A 17,488-nucleotide genomic window follows, 5' to 3' on the forward strand; every position below is an offset into this window, starting at 1 on the left:
CGCGCGCGTCGTCGATCGCGGCCTGAAGGGCGGCGCGAACGGCGGCGGCCAGGCCGGCGGCGGCGGGTCCTTCCTCGATCACCGCCACGGCCCGAACCGGCTCCGACGAACGGATGAGCAGGGGAATGGCGCCGCCCAGCACGGCGAACATCGGGAAGGCCAGCAGCGACAGCCAGAAGCCCACGGTCTTGGCGTAGGCGATGTATTCCCGGCGGGCGATCAGCAGGGTGCGGTTCATCGGGCGACCTCGGTGGACGGCTGTTGGGGCTGGTCAGGATGATCGCCGGTCAGGCCGATGAAGGCGTCGTGCAGCGTCGGCTCCTTGAGGGCGAAGCCGCGTACGTCCAGTCCGCTCAGGAAGGCGGCCTTCAGCGTGTCCTGGCCCCCGGCGCCGGGGCTCAGCGTCGCCTTGAGCCGGCGGGTGTCGCCTGCTTCGTCCAGCCGTTCGACGCCGGCCACGCCCGGCAGGGCCGCGACCGCCTCCATCGAAATGGCGCCTTGCAGTTCCAGGAAGCGGGGCGAGGTCGCCCTGGCCGCCTCGACGGAACCCTCGAAGGCTTTGCGGCCGCGCGCCAGCAGGACGACCTTGTCGCACAGCCGTTCGGCGTGCTGCATCACATGGGTGGAGAACAGAACCGTCGCCCCCTCGGCGGCCAGGTTCCGGATCATCGCCTCCAGCCCCTGCTGGTTCATCGGGTCCAGGCCGGAGAAGGGCTCGTCCAGGATCACGAACTCGGGCTTGTGCACCACCGAGGCCAGTAGCTGGACCTTCTGGGCCATGCCCTTGGACAGCTCCTTCATCTTCTTTTTCTGCGACGCGCCCAGGCCCTGCTGCTCCAGCAGGGCGACCGCGCGGCGGCGGCCTTCATGGGCCGGAAGGCCCTTCAGCGAACCGAAGAAGGCGATGGCCTCGACGGGCGTCATCTTGCGGTAGAGACCACGCTCCTCGGGCAGGAACCCGATGCGGTCACGCACCTCGCGGCCGTCGGGGGCCCCGAGAATTTCGATCCGCCCGCTGGTCGCCGGCTGCAGACCCAGGATCATCCGCAGGGTCGATGTCTTGCCCGCCCCGTTTGGTCCCAGAAAGCCGCAGATCGAGCCTTTCGGAACCTGGAAACTGAGATCGCGGACGGCCTCAAAGGCCCCGTACCGCTTGCCCACGCCTTCCAGCGTCAACGCCGCCGTCATGTCGCCTCCCATGCCTTTCCTGGGAGCCTAGCAAGGGCGGCGCAGAAGGCCAGCGGCAAACGAACGGCGCGGCCTCAGCGCGCGGTTCAGGCGATGGCAGGCGAAGGCGTCAGCCCTTCGTCTTCACCGCCACCGAAAAGCTGCGTCCCAGCACCTTGGTCGGATTGACCTGGGCGCCGCCGCGGCGGACTTCGAAGTGAAGGTGGGGGCCGGTGGAATAGCCGGTGGAGCCGACCAGGCCGATGCGCTGCCCTTCCGCCACGGTCGCGCCGCGCGCCACATCGATGCGGCTGAGGTGACCATAGAGGGTGCTCATGCCGTTCGGGTGACGCACCTCGATGAAGTTGCCGTAGCCGCCGGCCTCGTAGCCGGTGCGGACGACCTGGCCCTCGGCGGCCGTGAAGACCCCCGTGCCCTTGGGGGCGGCGATGTCGACGCCCTTGTGCGCCCGGGCCTTGGCCTCGACGGCCAGCTTGCGCAGGCCAAAGGGGGAGTTGATCGCATAGCCCTTCACCGGCGCGGCGAAGGCGATCTGGCGAATGACCGGGCCGGCGTCCTCGACCTCGGCCTTCACCGGGGGCGCGACGGGGGCCGCCTTGGCCAGCGGCTCGGCGTCGCGAGCGGCTTCGCGCGTGACATTGGGCGCGGCGGCGGCGGCCAGAACGGCCACGGCGGCGAAGGCGGCCGTCTGGCCCGAGTGGATCAGCAGGGATTTCGCCCGCGAGACAAGGGCGGACGGGAGCAGGCGTCGCATTCGGCGGCGTCTCCGGCATCTGGCGCTCAGGGAGCAGGAAGGAGGACGCGAGCGCAAAGGGCCGCGGCGTCCGGAACGAGCCGGGCTTATCGACTTCCGATTGGGCGACTTTTGGACCCCGGCCGGGCGGCGGATGGTCGCAGGGCGGAACCAGGCCGTCCTTCTCGGTTCAGGCGATGATGTCGGGCAGGATGCGGTCTTCGATCTTCACGATCTCGTCCTTGAGCGACAGCTTCTTGCGCTTGAGGCGGGCGATCATCAGCTGGTCCGGGACGGCGGCGCCGGCCAGGGCCTCGATGGCGGCGTCCAGGTCGGCGTGTTCCTGCCGCAGCAGTTTGACGCGCGCGTGCAGCGCCGCCTCTTCCTCGCTGATTTCCGGAACGTCGTCATTCATGTCCAATCCCCGGGGCGGCTTATACGCCAGCCCGATTCACGCCGGAAGGGCCTCGGCCAGTCGCACCAGCGCCGGTCGCGGCGTGACGCGTGACCAGACCCGCGTCGTCGCGGCCAGGCCGTCGATCACGGGGCGAGGCGGACCGTCAGGGGCGGGAGCCAAGGCTTCCAGCGCCGCCAGCAGATGCTTCTCCGCCTCCAGCTCGACGGCCTTGATGCGCTGGCGCACGGCCTCGCGCGGTCCGTCATCGATATCCGGCACCGGCGCCTTCAAGGTTCGACGCACGGCGCGCAGCGGCGCGGTCACGACGCCGTCCCAGGCGCGGGCGGTGTCGCACGCGGCCTCGATCGTCTCCTCGTCCGGGCACCGTCCGGTCTGGGCGATCCAGGCCGACCACAGCAGCAGCGGCACGTTCTGCTCGTGATGATCCTGCAGCGTCAGGCAGGCGTCGGCGACGCCCGGGGCGCCATAGGCGGCGACGGCCCAGTCCCACAGGTTCATGCTTTCAGCCCGTCCCACCGGCGCACGGCGGCCCAGTCCAGGCCAAACAGGTCCAGCGCGCGCCCCACCGATTGATCGACCATCTCCATGATGGAGGCGGGTTTGGCGTAGAGGGCGGGCAGGGGCGGGGCGATCACGGCCCCCATTTCGGCCAGGGCCGTCATCGTCCGAAGATGACCCAGGTGCAGCGGCGTCTCGCGCACCATCAGCACCAGCGGCCGGCGCTCCTTCAGCGTCACGTCGGCCGCGCGGGTCAGCAGGGACGAGGTCACCCCAGTTGCGATCTCGCTCATCGTCTTCACCGAGCACGGCGCGACGATCATGCCCAGCGTTCGGAACGATCCCGAGGCGATGGTCGCGCCGACGTCGGCCAGCTTGTGCACCACCGACGCCTTGGCCGTCAGGGCGTCGGCGGACAGATCCGTTTCCTGCGACAATGTGAGCAGGGCGGCCCGGGTGACCACCAGATGGCTCTCGACACCCAGATCATTCAGGGCGTCCAGCACCCGCGCCCCATAGATCGCGCCGGAAGCCCCTGAGATTCCGACCACCATTCGGACGGGAGGACTTCGTACGGCTCCGTTCACATCATCGACCATTTTTGGGGTCAGCCTCCGTGGTGTCCGGCGCGGCGGGTTGTCACTCGAATGTGATTCCACAGCCCGTCAAACCGGGCGCTCACTCTAGTGGTCCCTAACCAACGGAGGCGCAAGCCATGACCATCGAGGCTCGTATTCGCGAACTGGGTAATCGTCATCGCACCCTGGATCAGACCATCCAGAAGGAGATGACCCGGCCGTCCGTGGACACGCTGCAGGTCAGGGAGCTCAAGCAGAGAAAGCTCAGGTTGAAGGAAGAGATCGCCAGCCTGGAGGCGCGAACCCACTAGCGGTTCTCGACCTCCCGAAAATGACGGCCCCGGAGAAGGCTCTCCGGGGCCGTTTTTCGTTCTGTCGCTTACCCCGTCGCCGCAGACGGGAGCCGACGCTCACTCCTTGGTGCCGAACACCGAATCCGCCGTGGGCTCGGCCCCGCGGACTTCGCGCGCTTCCGGCACGAACTCGGGCTCGATCTCCTCGGCGACCGGCAGGATGGTGCCGCCGCCGTTCTTGGCGTCGTCCTTGGCCTTCTTGTCGGCGGCCTTGCGCACGATCTCGTCCAGCGCCAGCTGGCCGACCAGGCCCAGCGTCACGGGATCGACCGGCTTGATGTTGGCGGTGTTCCAGTGGGTGCGGTTGCGCACGCTCTCGATCGTCGACTTGGTGGTGCCCAGGAGCTTGGCGATCTGGGCGTCGGTCACCTCGGGGTGATTGCGAACGAACCAGGCGATGGCGTCCGGCCGGTCCTGGCGACGCGAGACGGGCGTGTACTTGGGCGCAGGCTTGGCGGACTTCAGCAGTTCGGCGTGGCGGCTGACGATGGCCTTCAGGCGATAGTTGGGATCGGCCTGGGCCTTGTCCAGTTCCTCGCGGGCCAGCTGGCCGCCGGTGACGGGATCGACGCCGCGGATGTCGCGCGCCACGTCGCCGTCGGCGATGCCGCGTACCTCCAGCGGATGCAGGCCGCAGAAGTCGGCGATCTGCTCGAAGCTGAGAGAGGTGTTGTCGACCAGCCAGACTGCGGTGGCCTTGGGCATCAGGATGTCGCTCATGGACTTTGGTCCCGGTTCTTTCTGGCCCGCGCGGCGGGGCGTGGCGGGCGTTGGATACGACGGCGCCCGGCCTTTCGACCGGGCGCGTAGGCCTTCGATATAGGCCTATTCGCGAGAAAAGAAAACGTCAGCCTACAACCGCATACAGCAAAGGTTCATGTGGCTCGGCGCAACCTTAGCCGTGGTGAAGTCTTAAGGCGTTCGGGAGAGGAGGAACCAACACATGTCGATCTTGCTTGGTGCGGCCATCGCCGCCGCGATGATGGCCCCCGGTCAGGGCGCCGCGGATGTCCAGCAGCGCGTCGCGCCGCGTGGAAGCTACGCCCAGAGCTGCTCTGGCGCCTATGTGAACCAGGGCCGCCTCTACGCCGACTGCCGTGATCTTCGGGGTCAGCTGCGGGGAACGTCGATCGAGCTGGCGCGGTGCTCCAGCGCGGAGATCGCCAACCGCGACGGCCTGCTGGTCTGCGGCGCCGTCCGGGGCAGCTACGAGGACAGCCGCCCCGGCTATCCGGGCGCGCCGGGCCGTCCCGACAGGCCGGGCGACGGCTGGGGCGGCGGTCGCAGCTCGATCATTGTCTATGAGGACTCCGACTATCGCGGCCGGTCGATGAGCTTCAGCAATGAGGTGTGGAACCTGGATCGGACGGGGATGAACGACCGCATCAGCTCGATGCGCCTGCGCGGGCGCTGGGAAGTGTGCACGGACGCCAACTTCCGCGGCTCCTGCCGCGTGGTCAGCGGAGACGAGCGCAACCTCGCCTCCACCGGCTTCAACGACCGCATTTCCTCGCTGCGTCCCGCGCGGCGCTGGTAAGGATCGAGGGCGGCGCGTTTCGGCGCGCCGCCCGTCTCCAACGTTCGCAGGCGTCCGCGTTTGTGATAGGGATCGCGGTCCGACTGCGAACGACGCAAGGAGACGGCCATGTTCGAGGATCTGGAGCCGCGTCGGCGGCGGGACGAGGCGCTGACGTCGCTGCGCCGCGAAGATCTCGACCTGTACGCCATCGAAGACCTCGAGGAGCGCATCGCCGAGCTCGAGACCGAGATCGCCCGGTCGCGCGCCGCCATTGAGGCCAAGCGGTCCAAGAAGAGCGCCGCCGACGCCCTTTTCAACTTCCGCCCATGACGACCGGTCCCGGTTCGTGGCATGACCGTTGCAGTCCGGGTACGGAGTTCCGGCCCCAGGTCAATTGCAGGACAGGCGTGCGTATCCGTGATGAAGATGTCTGAGTTGACCGTGGGCGACGTTTCCATTCCCCAGCCGGCCTCCGGCGCCGACCGCGCCAGCATCGTGCAGGGTTTCGCGCGTTCCGAGCTTTTCGATCGCACCTTCCGCGAGGGCATGGAGCTGGTCGAGGAAACCGCCTCCTATCTGGACGGCGAGGGACGGCGCGAATCCCGCATCCTGTCTCGCTCGGCCGCCCTGGCCTATGCCGCCGAAAGCATGAAGCTGACCACGCGGTTGATGCAGATCGCGTCGTGGCTGCTGGTCCAGCGCGCGGTTCGCGAAGGCGACATGACGCCCGAGGCCGCCTGCGAGCCGCGCTATCGGCTGAACGCGCGCAAGATCGACGCCGAGCCCAGCCACGCCGAACTCCCGATCGCCCTGGTCGAGTATCTGGTGCGGTCTGAAAAGCTGTTCGACCGCGCCCTGCACCTGGACCGCCGGATGTATCTCGACGATCAGGACGAAACGCCGGCGAACCCCGTGCTCAGCCAGCTGGGTCGGCTCGAGGCCGCCTTCCGAAGCTAGGCGCTGCCGGTTCGCCGCCCACCGAAGGCGTGCAGCCGCCTTCTAAGGGCCGACGTCTTCCGCGTCGCGCCGGCCGTCGTCGACCACACGCGGCAGGCTGACGGCGATGCCGAGCGCCTGGGCCAGTTTGGCGTCGCGCTCGTACACATCCTCGCGGAAGGCGACGCGTCCCTGGCCATCGACGAAGGCGGTCCAGTACAGCAGCCGCACGCTGATCTCGCGGCCGGTGGTCACGCGCGTCGTCTCGCGGGTGTCCTGCGCCGTATCGAACTGCTCCAACTTGGAAGGGTCGGGCGACAGCAGCAGGCGGGCGAACTCGACAGCCCCCTGGACCCGGACGCAGCCGTGGCTCCGCTGGCGCATGGACAGGTTGAAGGCGCTCTTCGACGGCGTGTCGTGCAGGAAGATGGCGTAGCTGTCGCGCAGTTCGAACTTCACATAGCCCAGCGCCGACTTCGGCCCCGCGCGCTGGATGACCGTGCCGTTCGACACATACATGTCGTTGGCGGCCAGATAGGCCGGCCCCTTGGGCAGGATCTCGCGCCGCGCGATGCCGGCGGGCACGTACCAGGGCGGATTGGCCACGACCGAGGCGAAGGGCTTCTCCAGGCTGGGAGTCTGGTTGTCGTGTGAGCCGACGACCACGCGGTTGGAATGAACCGGCTTGCCGTCCTTCCAATAGACCATGATGGCGGCGGCGGTGTTCACCTCGATCCGCTCGGGCGCGACCTCGCGCTTGAGCCAGCGGCGGCGTTCCAGGTTCAAAGCGATCTGACGCGCGCGATCCTGCGCCGAGGCGCCCAGCGAGCGCTGGGTGCCGGGGCCCACCCGGCCGTCGGCGCCCAGGCCGTGGCGGGTCTGGAAGCTGCGGACGGCCGCCTCCAGCTCGGAACTGTAGACCAAGCCCTGGGCCTTCAGGCGCGCGCCGTCGGCGGCGGTCAGGTCGCCCTCGGCCACCAGGCGATCGATCAGGGCGGGGATGCGCCGGTCGCTGGCGCCCGGCTCGATCGTGGCCCCGGCCGGAAAGGCGGGCCAGCCGCCCTGGTTGGCCAGCCGGCTGTAGCGGACATAGCCCGTCGACAGGTTGGTGTAGCCGATGTCCGTCGGGGCCAGGCCTTCGTACCAGTCCACCAGGACGCCGCGCGACAGGGCGTCATTCAGGCCGCGCGGCAGATCCACGCGGTTCTTCTGCATCTCCCAAAGGTCCTCGACCGTTTCCGGCCGCACCTTTCCCTCGGCCAGTACGCGGGCGTAGGCCAGGGCCGCGGCCGTGGTGCGCAGGTCGGACGACCGGGGATCAGCGGCCAGGCCGACGAAGTCGAACTCGGTCGCCCCGGAAAGACCGTGACGCTCGGCGCGGGCGGCCACGGCGTTCAGGTCGCGCAGACGTTCGCGCGTCCACACCGGCCGCCAGCCGTTCAACTCGTAGAAGGCCCGGACGTCAGACTGCTGGTCCTCGGGCAGGCGGCCGATCTGGTCGTTGAAGCTGTTGTAGAAGGCGGTCGCCTCCGGGGTGCGCTGCATATAGACTTGCTGCGCACGCGCCGTGGAGCCGAGGGCCAGCGTCGCCGATGCGACGCCCAGGCCCAGTTGCCGTCTGTTCATGACACTTCCGCTTCTCGATCGACCCGGCCAGCGTGGCAGGGGCCCCTACACCCGAACGCCGCCATGTTACCGGCGTTCCGGACAAACAAAAAGCGCCGGTCATGGGACCGGCGCTTTCTGAGACCTGATTGCTGCAACGTGTCGCAGCGCGCTCTCGGCCTACTTCTTGATGAAGCCGGCGAACTTGTTGTTGAAGCGCGAAACGCGGCCGCCGCGGTCCATCAGGTGGGCGTTGCCGCCGGTCCACGCGGGGTGGGTGGTCGGGTCGATGTCCAGGTTCAGCGTGTCGCCTTCCTTCCCGTAGGTCGAACGGGTCTTGTAGGAAGTGCCGTCGGTCATCACCACGGTGATGAAGTGATAGTCGGGGTGCGTATCCGCCTTCATGGTCGTCGTCCGGTCTCTGGCGCGATGACGATGCCGACCGTCGCTGCGCATGAAATGAGAAACCCGCCAGAACTCCGGCGGGAATGAGCGGCGGCGTTTACACCGGGGGGCGTTCCGGGGCAAGAGGCGGGCGCAATGACCGACCTATCCGCCGCCGCCGCCCGTTCTGAAGCCGAAGGCCGCCCGGGCGCCGGCGCCCTGCTGGCCGAACAGATGGCCGAAGCGGGGGACAAGCGTCCCCGCCGCCGCGACATTCGCCCACTGGCCCGCCTGCTGCCCTATGCGATGCGGCACAAGGGCCATGCGCTGGCCGCCTTCTTCTGGCTGGTGGCCGCCGCCGCCTCGTCCCTGTCGCTGACGGCTCTGGCGCGCGGGGCCATCGACCATGGGTTCGAGGACGGCGGGCGGAACCTGGACTTCTGGTTCCTGCTGCTGGGCGCCAACGCCCTGTTCCTGGGGATGTCGTCCGCGGCGCGCTACTATTTCGTTACCCGCACGGGCGAGCGGACCATCGCCGATCTGCGCAAGGGCCTGTTCGGCCGCATCCTGACACTGGACCCGTCCTTCTACGCCCGGATGCGCACCGGCGAGGTGCTGTCGCGCCTGACCACCGACATCGCCCTGGTCGACACCCTGATGACGACCTCGATCTCGTTCGCGCTGAGAAACTTCCTGACCCTGATCGGGGGGCTGGCGTTGCTGTTCGTGGTCAGTCCCAAGCTGACGGGCTTGGTGCTGATGATCGTGCCCTTCCTGCTGGGGCCGATCTTCCTGTTCGGCCGGCGGGTGCGCAAGCTGACCGTCGCCTCTCAGGACCGGTTCGCCGGGGCCGTCGGCTTCGCGGGCGAAAGCGTGGACGCCATCGAGACGGTGCAGGCCTTCGGACGGGTCGACAGCGCCATCGGCCGCTTCAGCGTGGCGGTCGAGGACGCCTTCGACGCCTCTCTGAAGCGCATGCGGGCCCGCGCCCTGATGACCGCCATGATCATTGTCGTCATGTTCGGCGGCGTGACCCTGGTGTTGTGGCTGGGGGCGCAGGACGTGGTCTCGGGCGTCATGTCGCCAGGCGCCCTGCTGCAATTCGTGCTGCTGTCGGTGTTCACGGCCGGCGCGGTCGGCGCGCTGGGCGAAAGCTGGGGAGACGTGCAGAAGGCCGCCGGCGCCATGGAGCGGATCGAGGAGCTGATGCGCGCCCTGCCGGGCATCGCCGCGCCGGCTCATCCGACGGCCCTGCCGAGCCCGCCGCGCGGCGAGGTGTCGATGTCGGCCGTCCAGTTCGCCTATCCCGGCCGGCCGGATCTGCCAGCGCTGAAAGGCTTCAGCCTGACCGTGCGCCCCGGCGAGACCGTCGCCCTGGTCGGGCCGTCCGGTGCGGGCAAATCCACCGTCTTCCGCCTGCTGCTGCGCTTCTACGATCCGCAGTCCGGGCTGGTGTCCGTGGACAGCGTTGATGTGCGCGAGGCCGATCCCGTGGCGGTTCGCGACCGTTTCGCCTGGGTTTCGCAGGAGACGCCGCTGTTCTCGGGCTCGGCGCTGGAGAACATCCGCTTCGGCCGCGAGGACGCCACGGTCGAGGAAGCGCGCGCCGTCGCCGACAAGGCCCAGGCGCTGCAGTTCGTCGAAGCCCTGCCGGAAGGCTTCGACACGCCGCTGGGCGAACGCGGCAAGAGCCTGTCGGGCGGTCAGCGCCAGCGCCTGGCCATCGCCCGCGCCCTGGTTCGCGACGCGCCCATCCTGCTGCTGGACGAGGCCACCAGCGCGCTGGACGCCGAAAGCGAGCGGCTGGTGCAGGCCGCGCTGGATCAGGCGATGGAAGAGCGCACCACCATCGTCATCGCTCACCGCCTGGCCACGGTGCTGCGCGCCGACCGCATCGTCGTCATGGACGACGGCCGTGTGGTCGAGGAAGGGACCCACGCCCAACTGGTCGAAAGGGGCGGCCTGTACGCCCGCCTGGCCGAGCTGCAGTTCAGGGGAAGCTAGCGCAGGCCTTCCCGCGCCAGTCCGGGAAAGTCGCTGAACACGCCGTCCACGCCCGCGGCCGCAAGCGCGCGGACATAGGCCGGCATGTCGCCGTGGGCGGCGAAATCCACGCCGCGCCGATGCTCCGCCGGCAGGAACGCATTCTCCGCGCGGACGGTCCACACCACCACCTTCAGCCCCGCCGCATGAGCGTCGGCCGCCAGCGTGCTCGGCGCGCCGGAGCGCTCTTCGGCGCCGCGCGGCAGGACCAGCGTCATCTCCGGCGCGACCCACGCGGCGTAGTCGGCGATCCTGCTCAGCCCTTCTGCCGTGATCATGTCGGCATAGGATTGCTCCGGCCGGTCGGCGGGGGCGCCAGAGGCATTGACCAGCTGCGCCAGCGGCGCGTCGATCCGCTTCGACAACCGCTCCAGCGGCCCGACCTCGAAGCACTGGATCAATATCGGCGCATCGGCGCCCGTCAGGCCCAGGCGCTTCAGTTCGGCGATGAACCGATCCTCCATCGGCAGGCCGATCGAGGCGAAATAGGTGGGGTGTTTCAGCTCCGGCGCGACGGCGATGGTCCGGCCTGTCCGCGCCGAGGCCTCGCGGGCGATGGCCACGATCTCGTCGAAGGTCAGGATCGGGTCGTGGCCGTCGAAGGCGACATTGCGGGGCCGCAGCTGCGGCAGCCGCTCCCTGGCGCGCAGGGTCTTCAGTTCCGCCAAGGTGAAGTCCTCGGTGAACCAGCCTGTGGTCTCGACGCCGTCGATGACCTTGGTCGTGCGGCGGGCGGCGAACTCCGGCCGGTCGGCCACGTCGGTCGTGCCGCTGATCTCGTTCTCGTGGCGGCTGACGAAGACGCCGTCCCGGGTCAGAACCAGGTCCGGCTCGATGACGTCCGCCCCCTGTTCGATCGCCAATTCATAGGCCGACCGCGTGTGTTCCGGCCGTTCGCCGGAGGCGCCGCGATGGGCGATGATCAGAGGCTGGGCCGCAGGCTGGGCCAAGGCGGAAGTTCCGGCAAGGAGGACAAGAGCGGTCATGACGACGCGGATCATGCGCCTTCAGTAGGGGCGCACCGCGACAGCCCGGTGACGCTTACGCCGCCTGCAGCACCTTGCGCAGTTGCGGGTGCAGTTCGGCGTTGGTGGCCAGGATGGTCGAACCGGTCTTGGGGTCGCCGTCCTGCTCGATGGTGGTCACCGTGCCGCCCGCCTCGGTGACGAACAGGATGCCCGCCGCCACGTCCCAGGGCTTGAGGTTGCGCTCGTAGTAGGCGTCGTACCGTCCCGCCGCGACCCAGGCGAAGTCCAGCGCGGCCGAGCCGAGGCGGCGGATGCCCGCAACGCGCTGGCCCACCGCGTGGATGTCCTTGATGGCCTGGGCGTGGCCGGTCTTGCCGATGAAGGGCAGGCCGGTGGCGATCAGGCTGTCGGCCAGATCCTTGCGGCCGGAGACGCGGATGCGCTGGTCGTTCAGATAGCAGCCCTTGCCCTTCTCGGCCCAGAACAGCTCGTTCATGATGGGGTTGTAGGTGACGCCGGCCACGATCTCGGACGAGCCGTCGGGCGCGCGGCGTTCCAGCCCCACCGTGATGGCGAAGTGGGGCATGGCGTGCATGAAGTTGGTGGTGCCGTCGATCGGATCGACGATCCAGGTGTGGGACTTGTCGGTCCCTTCGATCATGCCGCGTTCCTCGCCCAGGAAGCCGTAGCCTGGGCGCGCCTTCATCAGCAGTTCGTAGAGGGTGTCTTCGGCCTTCAGGTCCGCGGCGGTGACGAAGTCGCCGGGGCCCTTGCGCGACACCTGCAACTGCGACACCTCGCCGAAGTCGCGCATCATCGGGCGACCCGTCTTGCGGACGGCGTCGGTCATGACTTGAAGCAGGGCGGAGGCGAGGGCCATGGGAATCTCCTGGTCCGCAGGTCCTTCAAGGCGTCTAGCCCGGACAGGCGGAGAAGTTCAGAAAGGAGCGGCTCCCGAGGGAGCCGCAGTCACGCTTAGTCCGCGCGGCGGACGTATTCGCCGGTGGTGGTGTCGACGACGATCTTCTCGCCGGCCGACATGTACGGCGGGATCATGATGCGGACGCCGTTGTTGGCGATGGCCGGCTTGTAGGAGGAAGAGGCGGTCTGGCCCTTGACGGTCGGCTCGGTCTCGACGACTTCCAGCGTGACCTGGTCAGGCAGCGACAGGCCGATCGGGCGATCCTCGTGGCTCTCGATCACCACCTTCATGCCTTCCTGCAGGTAGGGAATGCGATCGTCGCCGACCCAGTCCTTCTGCAGTTCGATCTGCTCGTAGGTCTCGTCGTTCATGAAGACCAGGCTGTCGCCGTTGTCGAACAGGTACGAATAATCGCGCTGCTCCAGCGTGACGCGCTCGACCTTGTCTTCCGAACGGAAGCGCTCGTTCAGCTTGTTGCCGGTCTCCAGGTTCTTGGCCTCGACGTTGGCGAAGGCGCCGCCCTTGCCGGGCTTGACGTGGCTGGCCTTGGTGACGACCCACAGGCCGCCGTTATGCTGCAGAACCATGCCGGGCTTGATGGTGTTGCCGTTGATCTTCATGGGGTCACATCGGGAATGGGGTGGCGCCCGCGCGGCCGGTTCGGCGGCGGGGCGAATAGGGCGCGATCCCTAGAGGAAGCCCTGGAAAAGGGCAAGCTGGCCCGCGGTCAGTGCAGCGTGCGGTCGCGCGAGGCCTCGTTGGCCTTGCGGTGCAGGAAGTTGCCGATGCGCACGCCCGAGCCGGTCGGCGCCGCCATCTTGCCCGCGCCCTCGTCCAGTTTGCGCGCCTCGTGGGCGAAGGCGGCGGCGAGACCGGCCGACGACATGGCGGCCAGCACCTGCTGCCACAGAGAGGACGGACGCAGGCCCAGCCAGACGGCGTTGACGGTCTGGGCGGCCGCCCACAGACCCATGGCGACGGTCCGCTCGCGGCGGGGAGGGGCGTTCCAGACCCGCACCGCCGACAGGGTGGTGGCCGAGAAGACCGCCGGCAGCACCAGGCTGAAGGCCCCGCGCGGCTTTTCCGTCACTGGCAGGTCGCGATTGCGGACATGCTTCATCGTCCGCTTCGGCGTAAGCGCGCCGGAGGCGATGCCGGTGGCCAGAAGCGCAAAACCTACCGTCAGCGCGACCCCGAGCGCGACATGCCCGGGGCTGCGTCCTTCGCTGTTCAGGAAGTCCGTCGCTGCGTCGCGCACGTCGTCGATGGCGTCGTTGATGTCGGTCATGGTCGCTCCAGCCCTTACGTCCTGCACAGGCTAATGACGTGGAACCCGACCAGTTCCCCGATGTCCAGGCTGAGCGGCAACGATCCAGTTGGCGCCGCGCTGTCAAGCCGCCGTGGCGCGCTCTGTGGACGTCGTCGATTGCAGCCCCAGCATTGTGAGCCTAGGCAGGGCCTCAATGACGTTGACTAGCGCGACTACGTCGAGGCCGTCGCTGCGGCTTCCTGTTTCGACGTTGACTTTGACGACGTTCAAGACGCTGACCGCCTCGTCAGCGCTGCAAGGAACGTGGCGAAGGATGATGGTCTCCAGCTCATCGAGCAACGCATACGCTTGCTCGTTCTCGTCATCGCCGAGTTCTTCAAGGTTCTGGTAGTTCGTAAGCCACACCGAATACGAAAGATTGAACGAGAGATTCGCAAGCATACGCCATTCCCTCCTATGTGACGGGAGAGACGATCTGGCTGGCTTGGTTAACCGCGTCTAAACCCCGCTGCGGCGTCCCGTCGCACCGCGTATCAGTTGCCGGTCGCGCTCTTGTCCGGCGCGATCTCGGTCATGGCCGACTGCAGATAGTTCTGCTCGCCCAGCTGCGCGATCAGGATGTGCTGGGTCTCCAGGAAGTCAATGTGCTCTTCCGTGTCGGCCAGGATGCGCATCAGCAGGTCCCGGGTGACGTAGTCGCGGGCTTCTTCGGCCTGGGTCACGGCGGCCTGGGTCGTGTCGCGGCTGCCCAGCTCCAGCTTCAGGTCGGCGCCCAGGCATTCGATGGCGTTCTCGCCGATCGCCAGCTTGTGGAGGTCCTGAAGGTTGGGCAGGCCGTCCAGGAACAGGATGCGCTTGATCAGCATGTCGGCGTGCTTCATCTCGCCGATCGATTCGTCGTAGATGACCTGGCCGAGATGCTTCAGGCCCCAGCTCTCGAACATGCGGGCGTGCAGGAAGTACTGGTTGACCGCCGTCAGCTCGTTGGTCAGCACCGCATTCAGGGTGCGAATGATGGCGGGGTCGCCCTTCATGGCCATGGTCCTTCGCTCGACGGCCACGCGCCGTCTGTCGAAGCGCTCCATAGCACAGTAAAACGCGCGTTGTTTATTTGCGAGTTCTTATCACTGCATTGATAGTGCGAGTGATTTTCGGCATCAAGCAGGACTGGCGACTACTCGGCTGCGAGTGCGAACGCTTCGCGGCTGTCTTGGATCATCTGACGCATCTCGCAGACGCACTTCGCGCACTGGGCTTGGCACTGGTGGCTGGCGAAGATGTCGCGCGGGCGGCAGGCGCCGGCCTCGATGGCCTGGGCGACGTCACGCTGGCGAAGACCGTTGCAGTTGCAGACGTACACGAGAGATCACGCGTTCGGTGAGACTGATAATGGTTCTCTATAGCGGCAGGCACGGCGATTGCAAGTCGTTCGCATGCTTGTCCGTTGACGTGATGTCGCGGGGGGCGGCAAGGGAGAGGACATGGCCAGACCCCCGCAAATTCCCGATCGTCCTCCCACCCGGCTGTACCTGATCACGCCGCCTTCCATCCCCGATCTCGACGCCTTCGCCGAGACGCTGGACGCGGCGCTGGCTGCGGGCGACGTCGCGGCGTTGCAGATCCGGCTGAAGCCCGCGAGCGACGACGACATCCGGCAGGCGGCGGCCAGGCTTGCACCCATCGCGCGGCGGCATGGTGTGGCCGTGATCATGAACGACCGTCCGGATCTGGCGCGAGAAACCGGCTGCGACGGCGTCCACGTGGGGCAGGGCGACGCCTCCCTGGCCGAGGCGCGCCGCGTGATGGGCCCGGACGCCATGATCGGCGTGACCTGCCACGCCGACCGCGACCTGGCCTGGGAAGCGGCGGAGGGCGGCGCCGACTACGTCGCCTTCGGGGCCTTCTATCCGACCGACACCAAGGAGACCGTCCATCGCCCGGCGCTGGAACTGCTGACGACCTGGCAGGAGACGGTCGAGATCCCGTGCGTCGCCATCGGCGGCGTCACGGTTGAGACGGCGGCGGAGCTCGCTCGCGCCGGGGCGGACTTCGTTGCGGTCAGCGCCGGGGTCTGGCGTTACAGCAAAGGCGCAGCTGAAGCGGTCAAGGCGTTCAATCTGGCGTTGAATTCCTGATCTCAGTGGAATCTTAGGGAAGATGACGGAAGGTGTCGGCGACGCTTCTCCGTGAGTTCCGCATGAGCATGAGTCCCGCTCTCGACGTCAAAGCCCAAACGCGCCCAGAGGGCGCGCCGGTCGCCGCTGCAGAGGCCGGACGGATAGACCTTTTCGCTCACCCCATGCTTCCGGTGTTCACCGGGATCGCCGTCGCGGTGCTGGTGACGCTGGCGGTCGGCTATGCGCGCACCTCCGGGCTGATCGTAGGCCTCTGGGCCGCGGGCGGCGTGGCGGTTGCGGTCTGGCTGCGCACCAGCCGGGGCCAGCGGCACGATCTGGCGCTGGGCGCCGTCCTGGCCGTCAGCATCCTGGTGGGCGAGATCGTCGCCGGCAATCCGCCTGGACTGTCGATCCTGTTCACCACCACGAACATGCTGGAGATCGTCGGCGCGGTGCTGCTGGCGCGTCGGTTCGCACCGACGTTGAACGTGGCCAGCCTGAGCGGAATCGTCCGGTTCCTGGCCTGCGCCGCCGTGGCGCCGCTGCCGGCCGCCGTGCTTTCGGCCGGCGCCGTGACGATGATCTATGGAGGCGACGTCACCGAGGCGGCCCAGACCTGGTGGTTCGGCCACGCGCTGGGGATCGCCCTGATCGGCTGCCTGGGCCTGTCGCTGACCCGGACGACCGTGATGCGCTTCATGCGTCCTGCCCGGGCGATGGAGGCGCTGGCGCTGCTGGGCGCGCTGTTCCTGATCTACTGCCTAGCCTTCATCGTTCGCCTGCCGATCGGCGTCTTCATCGCGCCGATGCTGTTCGCGATCGCGGTTCGCCTGGGCGTCGCGGGCATGAGCTTCAGCCTGCTGATGGTGGCCGTGCTGGCGATCGGCAGCGCCATGCAGGGCTTCGGCCCCTACGTACAAGGACTGGACGCCAGCGAGCAGGTGCTGCGCGCGCAGATGCTGGTGCTGGTCGGCTTCATGCCGGTGCTCATCGTCGCCGCCCTGCTGGAGGAGCGCGACCGGCTGGCCGAGCGTGCTCGGCTGGGGCAGATGCGGGCTGAGAAGGCGTCGGAGGCCAAGTCGCGGCTGCTGGCCAATGTCGCCCACGAGATCAAGAGCCCGGTCGCCGGCGTCATCGGCATCGGCGAACTGTGGGCGAAGGGCCAACTGGGGCCCGTCACGTCGCAGCAGACCGAGATGGCCGACATGCTGGTCAAGACCGCCCGGCAGGTCGAGGCCCTGGCCCATGACCTGCTCGACGTCGCGCGCGCCGAGTCCGGCGCGGTGAAGGTCGAACTTCGCCCGACAGACGTTCCGGGCCTGCTGGAGGACGTTCGCCGCTCGGCCGTGCTGCGGCCCGAGGCGCGGACGGTGGCGATCGAACTGGTCTGCGAGGGCGACGGCCTGATCGCGATCGCCGACTCGCAGCGGCTGATGCAGGTGGTCAGCAACCTGGTGACCAACGCCCTCAAATATGGCGGATCCGGCGGCCGGGTGGTGATGCGCGCCTTGCGCGTGGACGACTCGGTTCGCATCGAGATCACCGATTTCGGCCCCGGCCTGACGCCGCAGAAGCAGGCGCAGCTGTTCGAGCCCTTCAACCGCCTGGGCCTGGAGCGATCGACGATCGAGGGGCATGGCGTGGGCCTGGCCCTGGCCAAGCGGCTGGTCGAGCTGCAGGGCGGGAGCATCGGCGTGACCTCGGCGCCGGACGAGGGTGCGACCTTCTGGGTGACCCTGCCGAAGGCTTGATCCGCCTTGCCGTCGCCGTCTTCGCGCGCGAAGGTCCGGCCATGTCGATGATCGTTCTCGCCGCCGTCCTCCTTTCAAGCCAGGCCGCGTCGCCGCCCGCGCGGTCGGCGACAGACCTGACGCGCGACCTGAACAGCGCGCCGCCGGCCGCAGTCCCGACCCCGCGACCGCCGGTGGAAGAGCCGGCGCCGGCCCGACCCGCGCC

General features: G+C 68.2%; 23 protein-coding genes and 1 pseudogene. 8 read left to right on the forward strand and 16 right to left on the reverse strand.

Translation table 11 applies throughout. The features are described from left to right. The 6 genes and pseudogenes from ACE3PU_RS03300 to ACE3PU_RS03325 form a co-directional block, all read right to left on the reverse strand. A pseudogene (locus ACE3PU_RS03300) lies at positions 1-238 on the reverse strand (ABC transporter permease); the annotation flags it as partial. Further along, positions 235-1,188 carry an ABC transporter ATP-binding protein gene (locus tag ACE3PU_RS03305; protein ID WP_374386613.1) on the reverse strand — a complete coding sequence of 318 codons (954 nt, stop codon included), beginning with the start codon at positions 1,186-1,188 and terminating at the stop codon, positions 235-237. The pseudogene ACE3PU_RS03300 and the gene ACE3PU_RS03305, both read right to left, overlap by 4 nt. A 109-nt stretch (positions 1,189-1,297) precedes the next feature. After that, positions 1,298-1,942 (reverse strand): M23 family metallopeptidase, encoded by a 645-nt coding sequence (locus ACE3PU_RS03310; RefSeq protein ID WP_374386615.1) that lies wholly within the window; start codon positions 1,940-1,942, stop codon positions 1,298-1,300. 169 nt (positions 1,943-2,111) lie between these two features. Further along, a complete protein-coding gene (locus tag ACE3PU_RS03315) occupies positions 2,112-2,336 on the reverse strand; it encodes a YdcH family protein (protein ID WP_374386617.1) in 225 nt (74 codons plus the stop codon). Positions 2,337-2,372: 36 nt separating this feature from the next. Next, positions 2,373-2,837, reverse strand: coding sequence for a TIGR02444 family protein (locus ACE3PU_RS03320; RefSeq protein WP_374386619.1), 465 nt, complete (start codon positions 2,835-2,837; stop codon positions 2,373-2,375). After that, positions 2,834-3,436, reverse strand: a complete 603-nt coding sequence (locus ACE3PU_RS03325) for a UbiX family flavin prenyltransferase (RefSeq protein ID WP_374386621.1) — start codon at positions 3,434-3,436, stop codon at positions 2,834-2,836. The genes ACE3PU_RS03320 and ACE3PU_RS03325 overlap by 4 nt, the downstream gene beginning before the upstream one ends. A gap of 116 nt (positions 3,437-3,552) precedes the next feature. Here ACE3PU_RS03325 and ACE3PU_RS03330 point away from each other — a divergent pair, with 116 nt between their 5' ends. Then, positions 3,553-3,726 carry a YdcH family protein gene (locus ACE3PU_RS03330; RefSeq protein WP_374386623.1) on the forward strand — a complete coding sequence of 58 codons (174 nt, stop codon included), beginning with the start codon at positions 3,553-3,555 and terminating at the stop codon, positions 3,724-3,726. Positions 3,727-3,825: 99 nt separating this feature from the next. Here ACE3PU_RS03330 and ACE3PU_RS03335 read toward each other — a convergent pair whose 3' ends face one another. Continuing rightward, complete coding sequence (locus tag ACE3PU_RS03335) at positions 3,826-4,488, reverse strand: DUF1013 domain-containing protein (protein WP_374386625.1); 663 nt, start codon at positions 4,486-4,488, stop codon at positions 3,826-3,828. Positions 4,489-4,711: 223 nt separating this feature from the next. Between ACE3PU_RS03335 and ACE3PU_RS03340 the strand changes: the two genes are divergently transcribed. The 3 genes from ACE3PU_RS03340 (at position 4,712) to ACE3PU_RS03350 (ending at position 6,244) form a co-directional block, all read left to right on the forward strand. Next, complete coding sequence (locus ACE3PU_RS03340) at positions 4,712-5,305, forward strand: beta/gamma crystallin-related protein (RefSeq protein WP_374386627.1); 594 nt, start codon at positions 4,712-4,714, stop codon at positions 5,303-5,305. A 108-nt stretch (positions 5,306-5,413) separates the two neighbouring features. Beyond that, positions 5,414-5,617 carry a DUF1192 domain-containing protein gene (locus ACE3PU_RS03345; RefSeq protein ID WP_374386629.1) on the forward strand — a complete coding sequence of 68 codons (204 nt, stop codon included), beginning with the start codon at positions 5,414-5,416 and terminating at the stop codon, positions 5,615-5,617. Positions 5,618-5,713: 96 nt separating this feature from the next. Beyond that, entirely contained in the window at positions 5,714-6,244 is a 531-nt protein-coding gene (locus ACE3PU_RS03350) for a DUF1465 family protein (RefSeq protein WP_374386631.1), read from the forward strand. Positions 6,245-6,286: 42 nt separating this feature from the next. Here ACE3PU_RS03350 and ACE3PU_RS03355 read toward each other — a convergent pair whose 3' ends face one another. Together ACE3PU_RS03355 and rpmE are read right to left on the reverse strand one after the other, a co-directional pair. Then, the gene (locus tag ACE3PU_RS03355; RefSeq protein WP_374386633.1) at positions 6,287-7,849 is read right to left on the reverse strand and encodes a murein L,D-transpeptidase; all 1,563 of its coding nucleotides are present in this window, start codon (positions 7,847-7,849) and stop codon (positions 6,287-6,289) included. Positions 7,850-8,008: 159 nt separating this feature from the next. Continuing rightward, positions 8,009-8,233, reverse strand: a complete 225-nt coding sequence (gene rpmE, locus ACE3PU_RS03360; RefSeq protein ID WP_201217105.1) for a 50S ribosomal protein L31 — start codon at positions 8,231-8,233, stop codon at positions 8,009-8,011. 135 nt (positions 8,234-8,368) lie between these two features. Between rpmE and ACE3PU_RS03365 the strand changes: the two genes are divergently transcribed. Then, the gene (locus ACE3PU_RS03365) at positions 8,369-10,216 is read left to right on the forward strand and encodes an ABC transporter transmembrane domain-containing protein (protein WP_374386635.1); all 1,848 of its coding nucleotides are present in this window, start codon (positions 8,369-8,371) and stop codon (positions 10,214-10,216) included. Here ACE3PU_RS03365 and ACE3PU_RS03370 read toward each other — a convergent pair. The 7 genes from ACE3PU_RS03370 to ACE3PU_RS03400 all read right to left on the reverse strand — a co-directional run bounded on the left by ACE3PU_RS03370 (position 10,213) and on the right by ACE3PU_RS03400 (position 14,775). Next, positions 10,213-11,256 (reverse strand): glycerophosphodiester phosphodiesterase, encoded by a 1,044-nt coding sequence (locus ACE3PU_RS03370; protein ID WP_374386637.1) that lies wholly within the window; start codon positions 11,254-11,256, stop codon positions 10,213-10,215. The genes ACE3PU_RS03365 and ACE3PU_RS03370 overlap by 4 nt on opposite strands. Positions 11,257-11,296: 40 nt before the next feature. Beyond that, on the reverse strand, positions 11,297-12,103 hold the full coding sequence (locus tag ACE3PU_RS03375) for an inositol monophosphatase family protein (protein WP_374386639.1): 807 nt from the start codon (positions 12,101-12,103) through the stop codon (positions 11,297-11,299). A gap of 95 nt (positions 12,104-12,198) precedes the next feature. Continuing rightward, positions 12,199-12,765, reverse strand: coding sequence for an elongation factor P (efp, locus tag ACE3PU_RS03380; RefSeq protein WP_374386642.1), 567 nt, complete (start codon positions 12,763-12,765; stop codon positions 12,199-12,201). Positions 12,766-12,872: 107 nt separating this feature from the next. Beyond that, on the reverse strand, positions 12,873-13,433 hold the full coding sequence (locus ACE3PU_RS03385) for a tryptophan-rich sensory protein (RefSeq protein ID WP_374386644.1): 561 nt from the start codon (positions 13,431-13,433) through the stop codon (positions 12,873-12,875). Positions 13,434-13,535: 102 nt separating this feature from the next. Then, positions 13,536-13,856, reverse strand: a complete 321-nt coding sequence (locus ACE3PU_RS03390; RefSeq protein ID WP_374386646.1) for a hypothetical protein — start codon at positions 13,854-13,856, stop codon at positions 13,536-13,538. Between the two features lie 92 nt (positions 13,857-13,948). After that, on the reverse strand, positions 13,949-14,449 hold the full coding sequence (gene bfr, locus ACE3PU_RS03395; protein WP_374386648.1) for a bacterioferritin: 501 nt from the start codon (positions 14,447-14,449) through the stop codon (positions 13,949-13,951). Between the two features lie 140 nt (positions 14,450-14,589). After that, entirely contained in the window at positions 14,590-14,775 is a 186-nt protein-coding gene (locus ACE3PU_RS03400) for a bacterioferritin-associated ferredoxin (protein WP_292087385.1), read from the reverse strand. Positions 14,776-14,896: 121 nt separating this feature from the next. On the opposite strand from ACE3PU_RS03400, the gene thiE reads away from it, so the two are divergent. From thiE to ACE3PU_RS03415, 3 genes are all read left to right on the forward strand, one after another. After that, a complete protein-coding gene (thiE, locus tag ACE3PU_RS03405) occupies positions 14,897-15,550 on the forward strand; it encodes a thiamine phosphate synthase (RefSeq protein ID WP_374386651.1) in 654 nt (217 codons plus the stop codon). A 164-nt stretch (positions 15,551-15,714) separates the two neighbouring features. After that, positions 15,715-17,283, forward strand: a complete 1,569-nt coding sequence (locus ACE3PU_RS03410) for an ATP-binding protein (RefSeq protein ID WP_374386653.1) — start codon at positions 15,715-15,717, stop codon at positions 17,281-17,283. After that, on the forward strand, positions 17,280-17,488 hold a 209-nt coding region (locus ACE3PU_RS03415), incomplete at its 3' end, for a hypothetical protein (RefSeq protein ID WP_374386655.1). The genes ACE3PU_RS03410 and ACE3PU_RS03415, both read left to right, overlap by 4 nt.

It is taken from the genome of Brevundimonas sp. (assembly GCF_041911375.1).
Taxonomy (GTDB): Bacteria; Pseudomonadota; Alphaproteobacteria; order Caulobacterales; family Caulobacteraceae; genus Brevundimonas.

Coding starts and splice junctions, on each gene's coding strand:
- ACE3PU_RS03305 (WP_374386613.1), bottom strand. CDS start 1,188: ATGACGGCGGCGTTGACGCTGGAAGGCGTGGGCAAGCGGTACGGGGCC.
- ACE3PU_RS03310 (WP_374386615.1), bottom strand. CDS start 1,942: ATGCGACGCCTGCTCCCGTCCGCCCTTGTCTCGCGGGCGAAATCCCTG.
- ACE3PU_RS03315 (WP_374386617.1), bottom strand. CDS start 2,336: ATGAATGACGACGTTCCGGAAATCAGCGAGGAAGAGGCGGCGCTGCAC.
- ACE3PU_RS03320 (WP_374386619.1), bottom strand. CDS start 2,837: ATGAACCTGTGGGACTGGGCCGTCGCCGCCTATGGCGCCCCGGGCGTC.
- ACE3PU_RS03325 (WP_374386621.1), bottom strand. CDS start 3,436: ATGGTCGATGATGTGAACGGAGCCGTACGAAGTCCTCCCGTCCGAATG.
- ACE3PU_RS03330 (WP_374386623.1), top strand. CDS start 3,553: ATGACCATCGAGGCTCGTATTCGCGAACTGGGTAATCGTCATCGCACC.
- ACE3PU_RS03335 (WP_374386625.1), bottom strand. CDS start 4,488: ATGAGCGACATCCTGATGCCCAAGGCCACCGCAGTCTGGCTGGTCGAC.
- ACE3PU_RS03340 (WP_374386627.1), top strand. CDS start 4,712: ATGTCGATCTTGCTTGGTGCGGCCATCGCCGCCGCGATGATGGCCCCC.
- ACE3PU_RS03345 (WP_374386629.1), top strand. CDS start 5,414: ATGTTCGAGGATCTGGAGCCGCGTCGGCGGCGGGACGAGGCGCTGACG.
- ACE3PU_RS03350 (WP_374386631.1), top strand. CDS start 5,714: ATGTCTGAGTTGACCGTGGGCGACGTTTCCATTCCCCAGCCGGCCTCC.
- ACE3PU_RS03355 (WP_374386633.1), bottom strand. CDS start 7,849: ATGAACAGACGGCAACTGGGCCTGGGCGTCGCATCGGCGACGCTGGCC.
- rpmE (WP_201217105.1), bottom strand. CDS start 8,233: ATGAAGGCGGATACGCACCCCGACTATCACTTCATCACCGTGGTGATG.
- ACE3PU_RS03365 (WP_374386635.1), top strand. CDS start 8,369: ATGACCGACCTATCCGCCGCCGCCGCCCGTTCTGAAGCCGAAGGCCGC.
- ACE3PU_RS03370 (WP_374386637.1), bottom strand. CDS start 11,256: ATGATCCGCGTCGTCATGACCGCTCTTGTCCTCCTTGCCGGAACTTCC.
- ACE3PU_RS03375 (WP_374386639.1), bottom strand. CDS start 12,103: ATGGCCCTCGCCTCCGCCCTGCTTCAAGTCATGACCGACGCCGTCCGC.
- efp (WP_374386642.1), bottom strand. CDS start 12,765: ATGAAGATCAACGGCAACACCATCAAGCCCGGCATGGTTCTGCAGCAT.
- ACE3PU_RS03385 (WP_374386644.1), bottom strand. CDS start 13,433: ATGACCGACATCAACGACGCCATCGACGACGTGCGCGACGCAGCGACG.
- ACE3PU_RS03390 (WP_374386646.1), bottom strand. CDS start 13,856: ATGCTTGCGAATCTCTCGTTCAATCTTTCGTATTCGGTGTGGCTTACG.
- bfr (WP_374386648.1), bottom strand. CDS start 14,449: ATGAAGGGCGACCCCGCCATCATTCGCACCCTGAATGCGGTGCTGACC.
- thiE (WP_374386651.1), top strand. CDS start 14,897: ATGGCCAGACCCCCGCAAATTCCCGATCGTCCTCCCACCCGGCTGTAC.
- ACE3PU_RS03410 (WP_374386653.1), top strand. CDS start 15,715: ATGCTTCCGGTGTTCACCGGGATCGCCGTCGCGGTGCTGGTGACGCTG.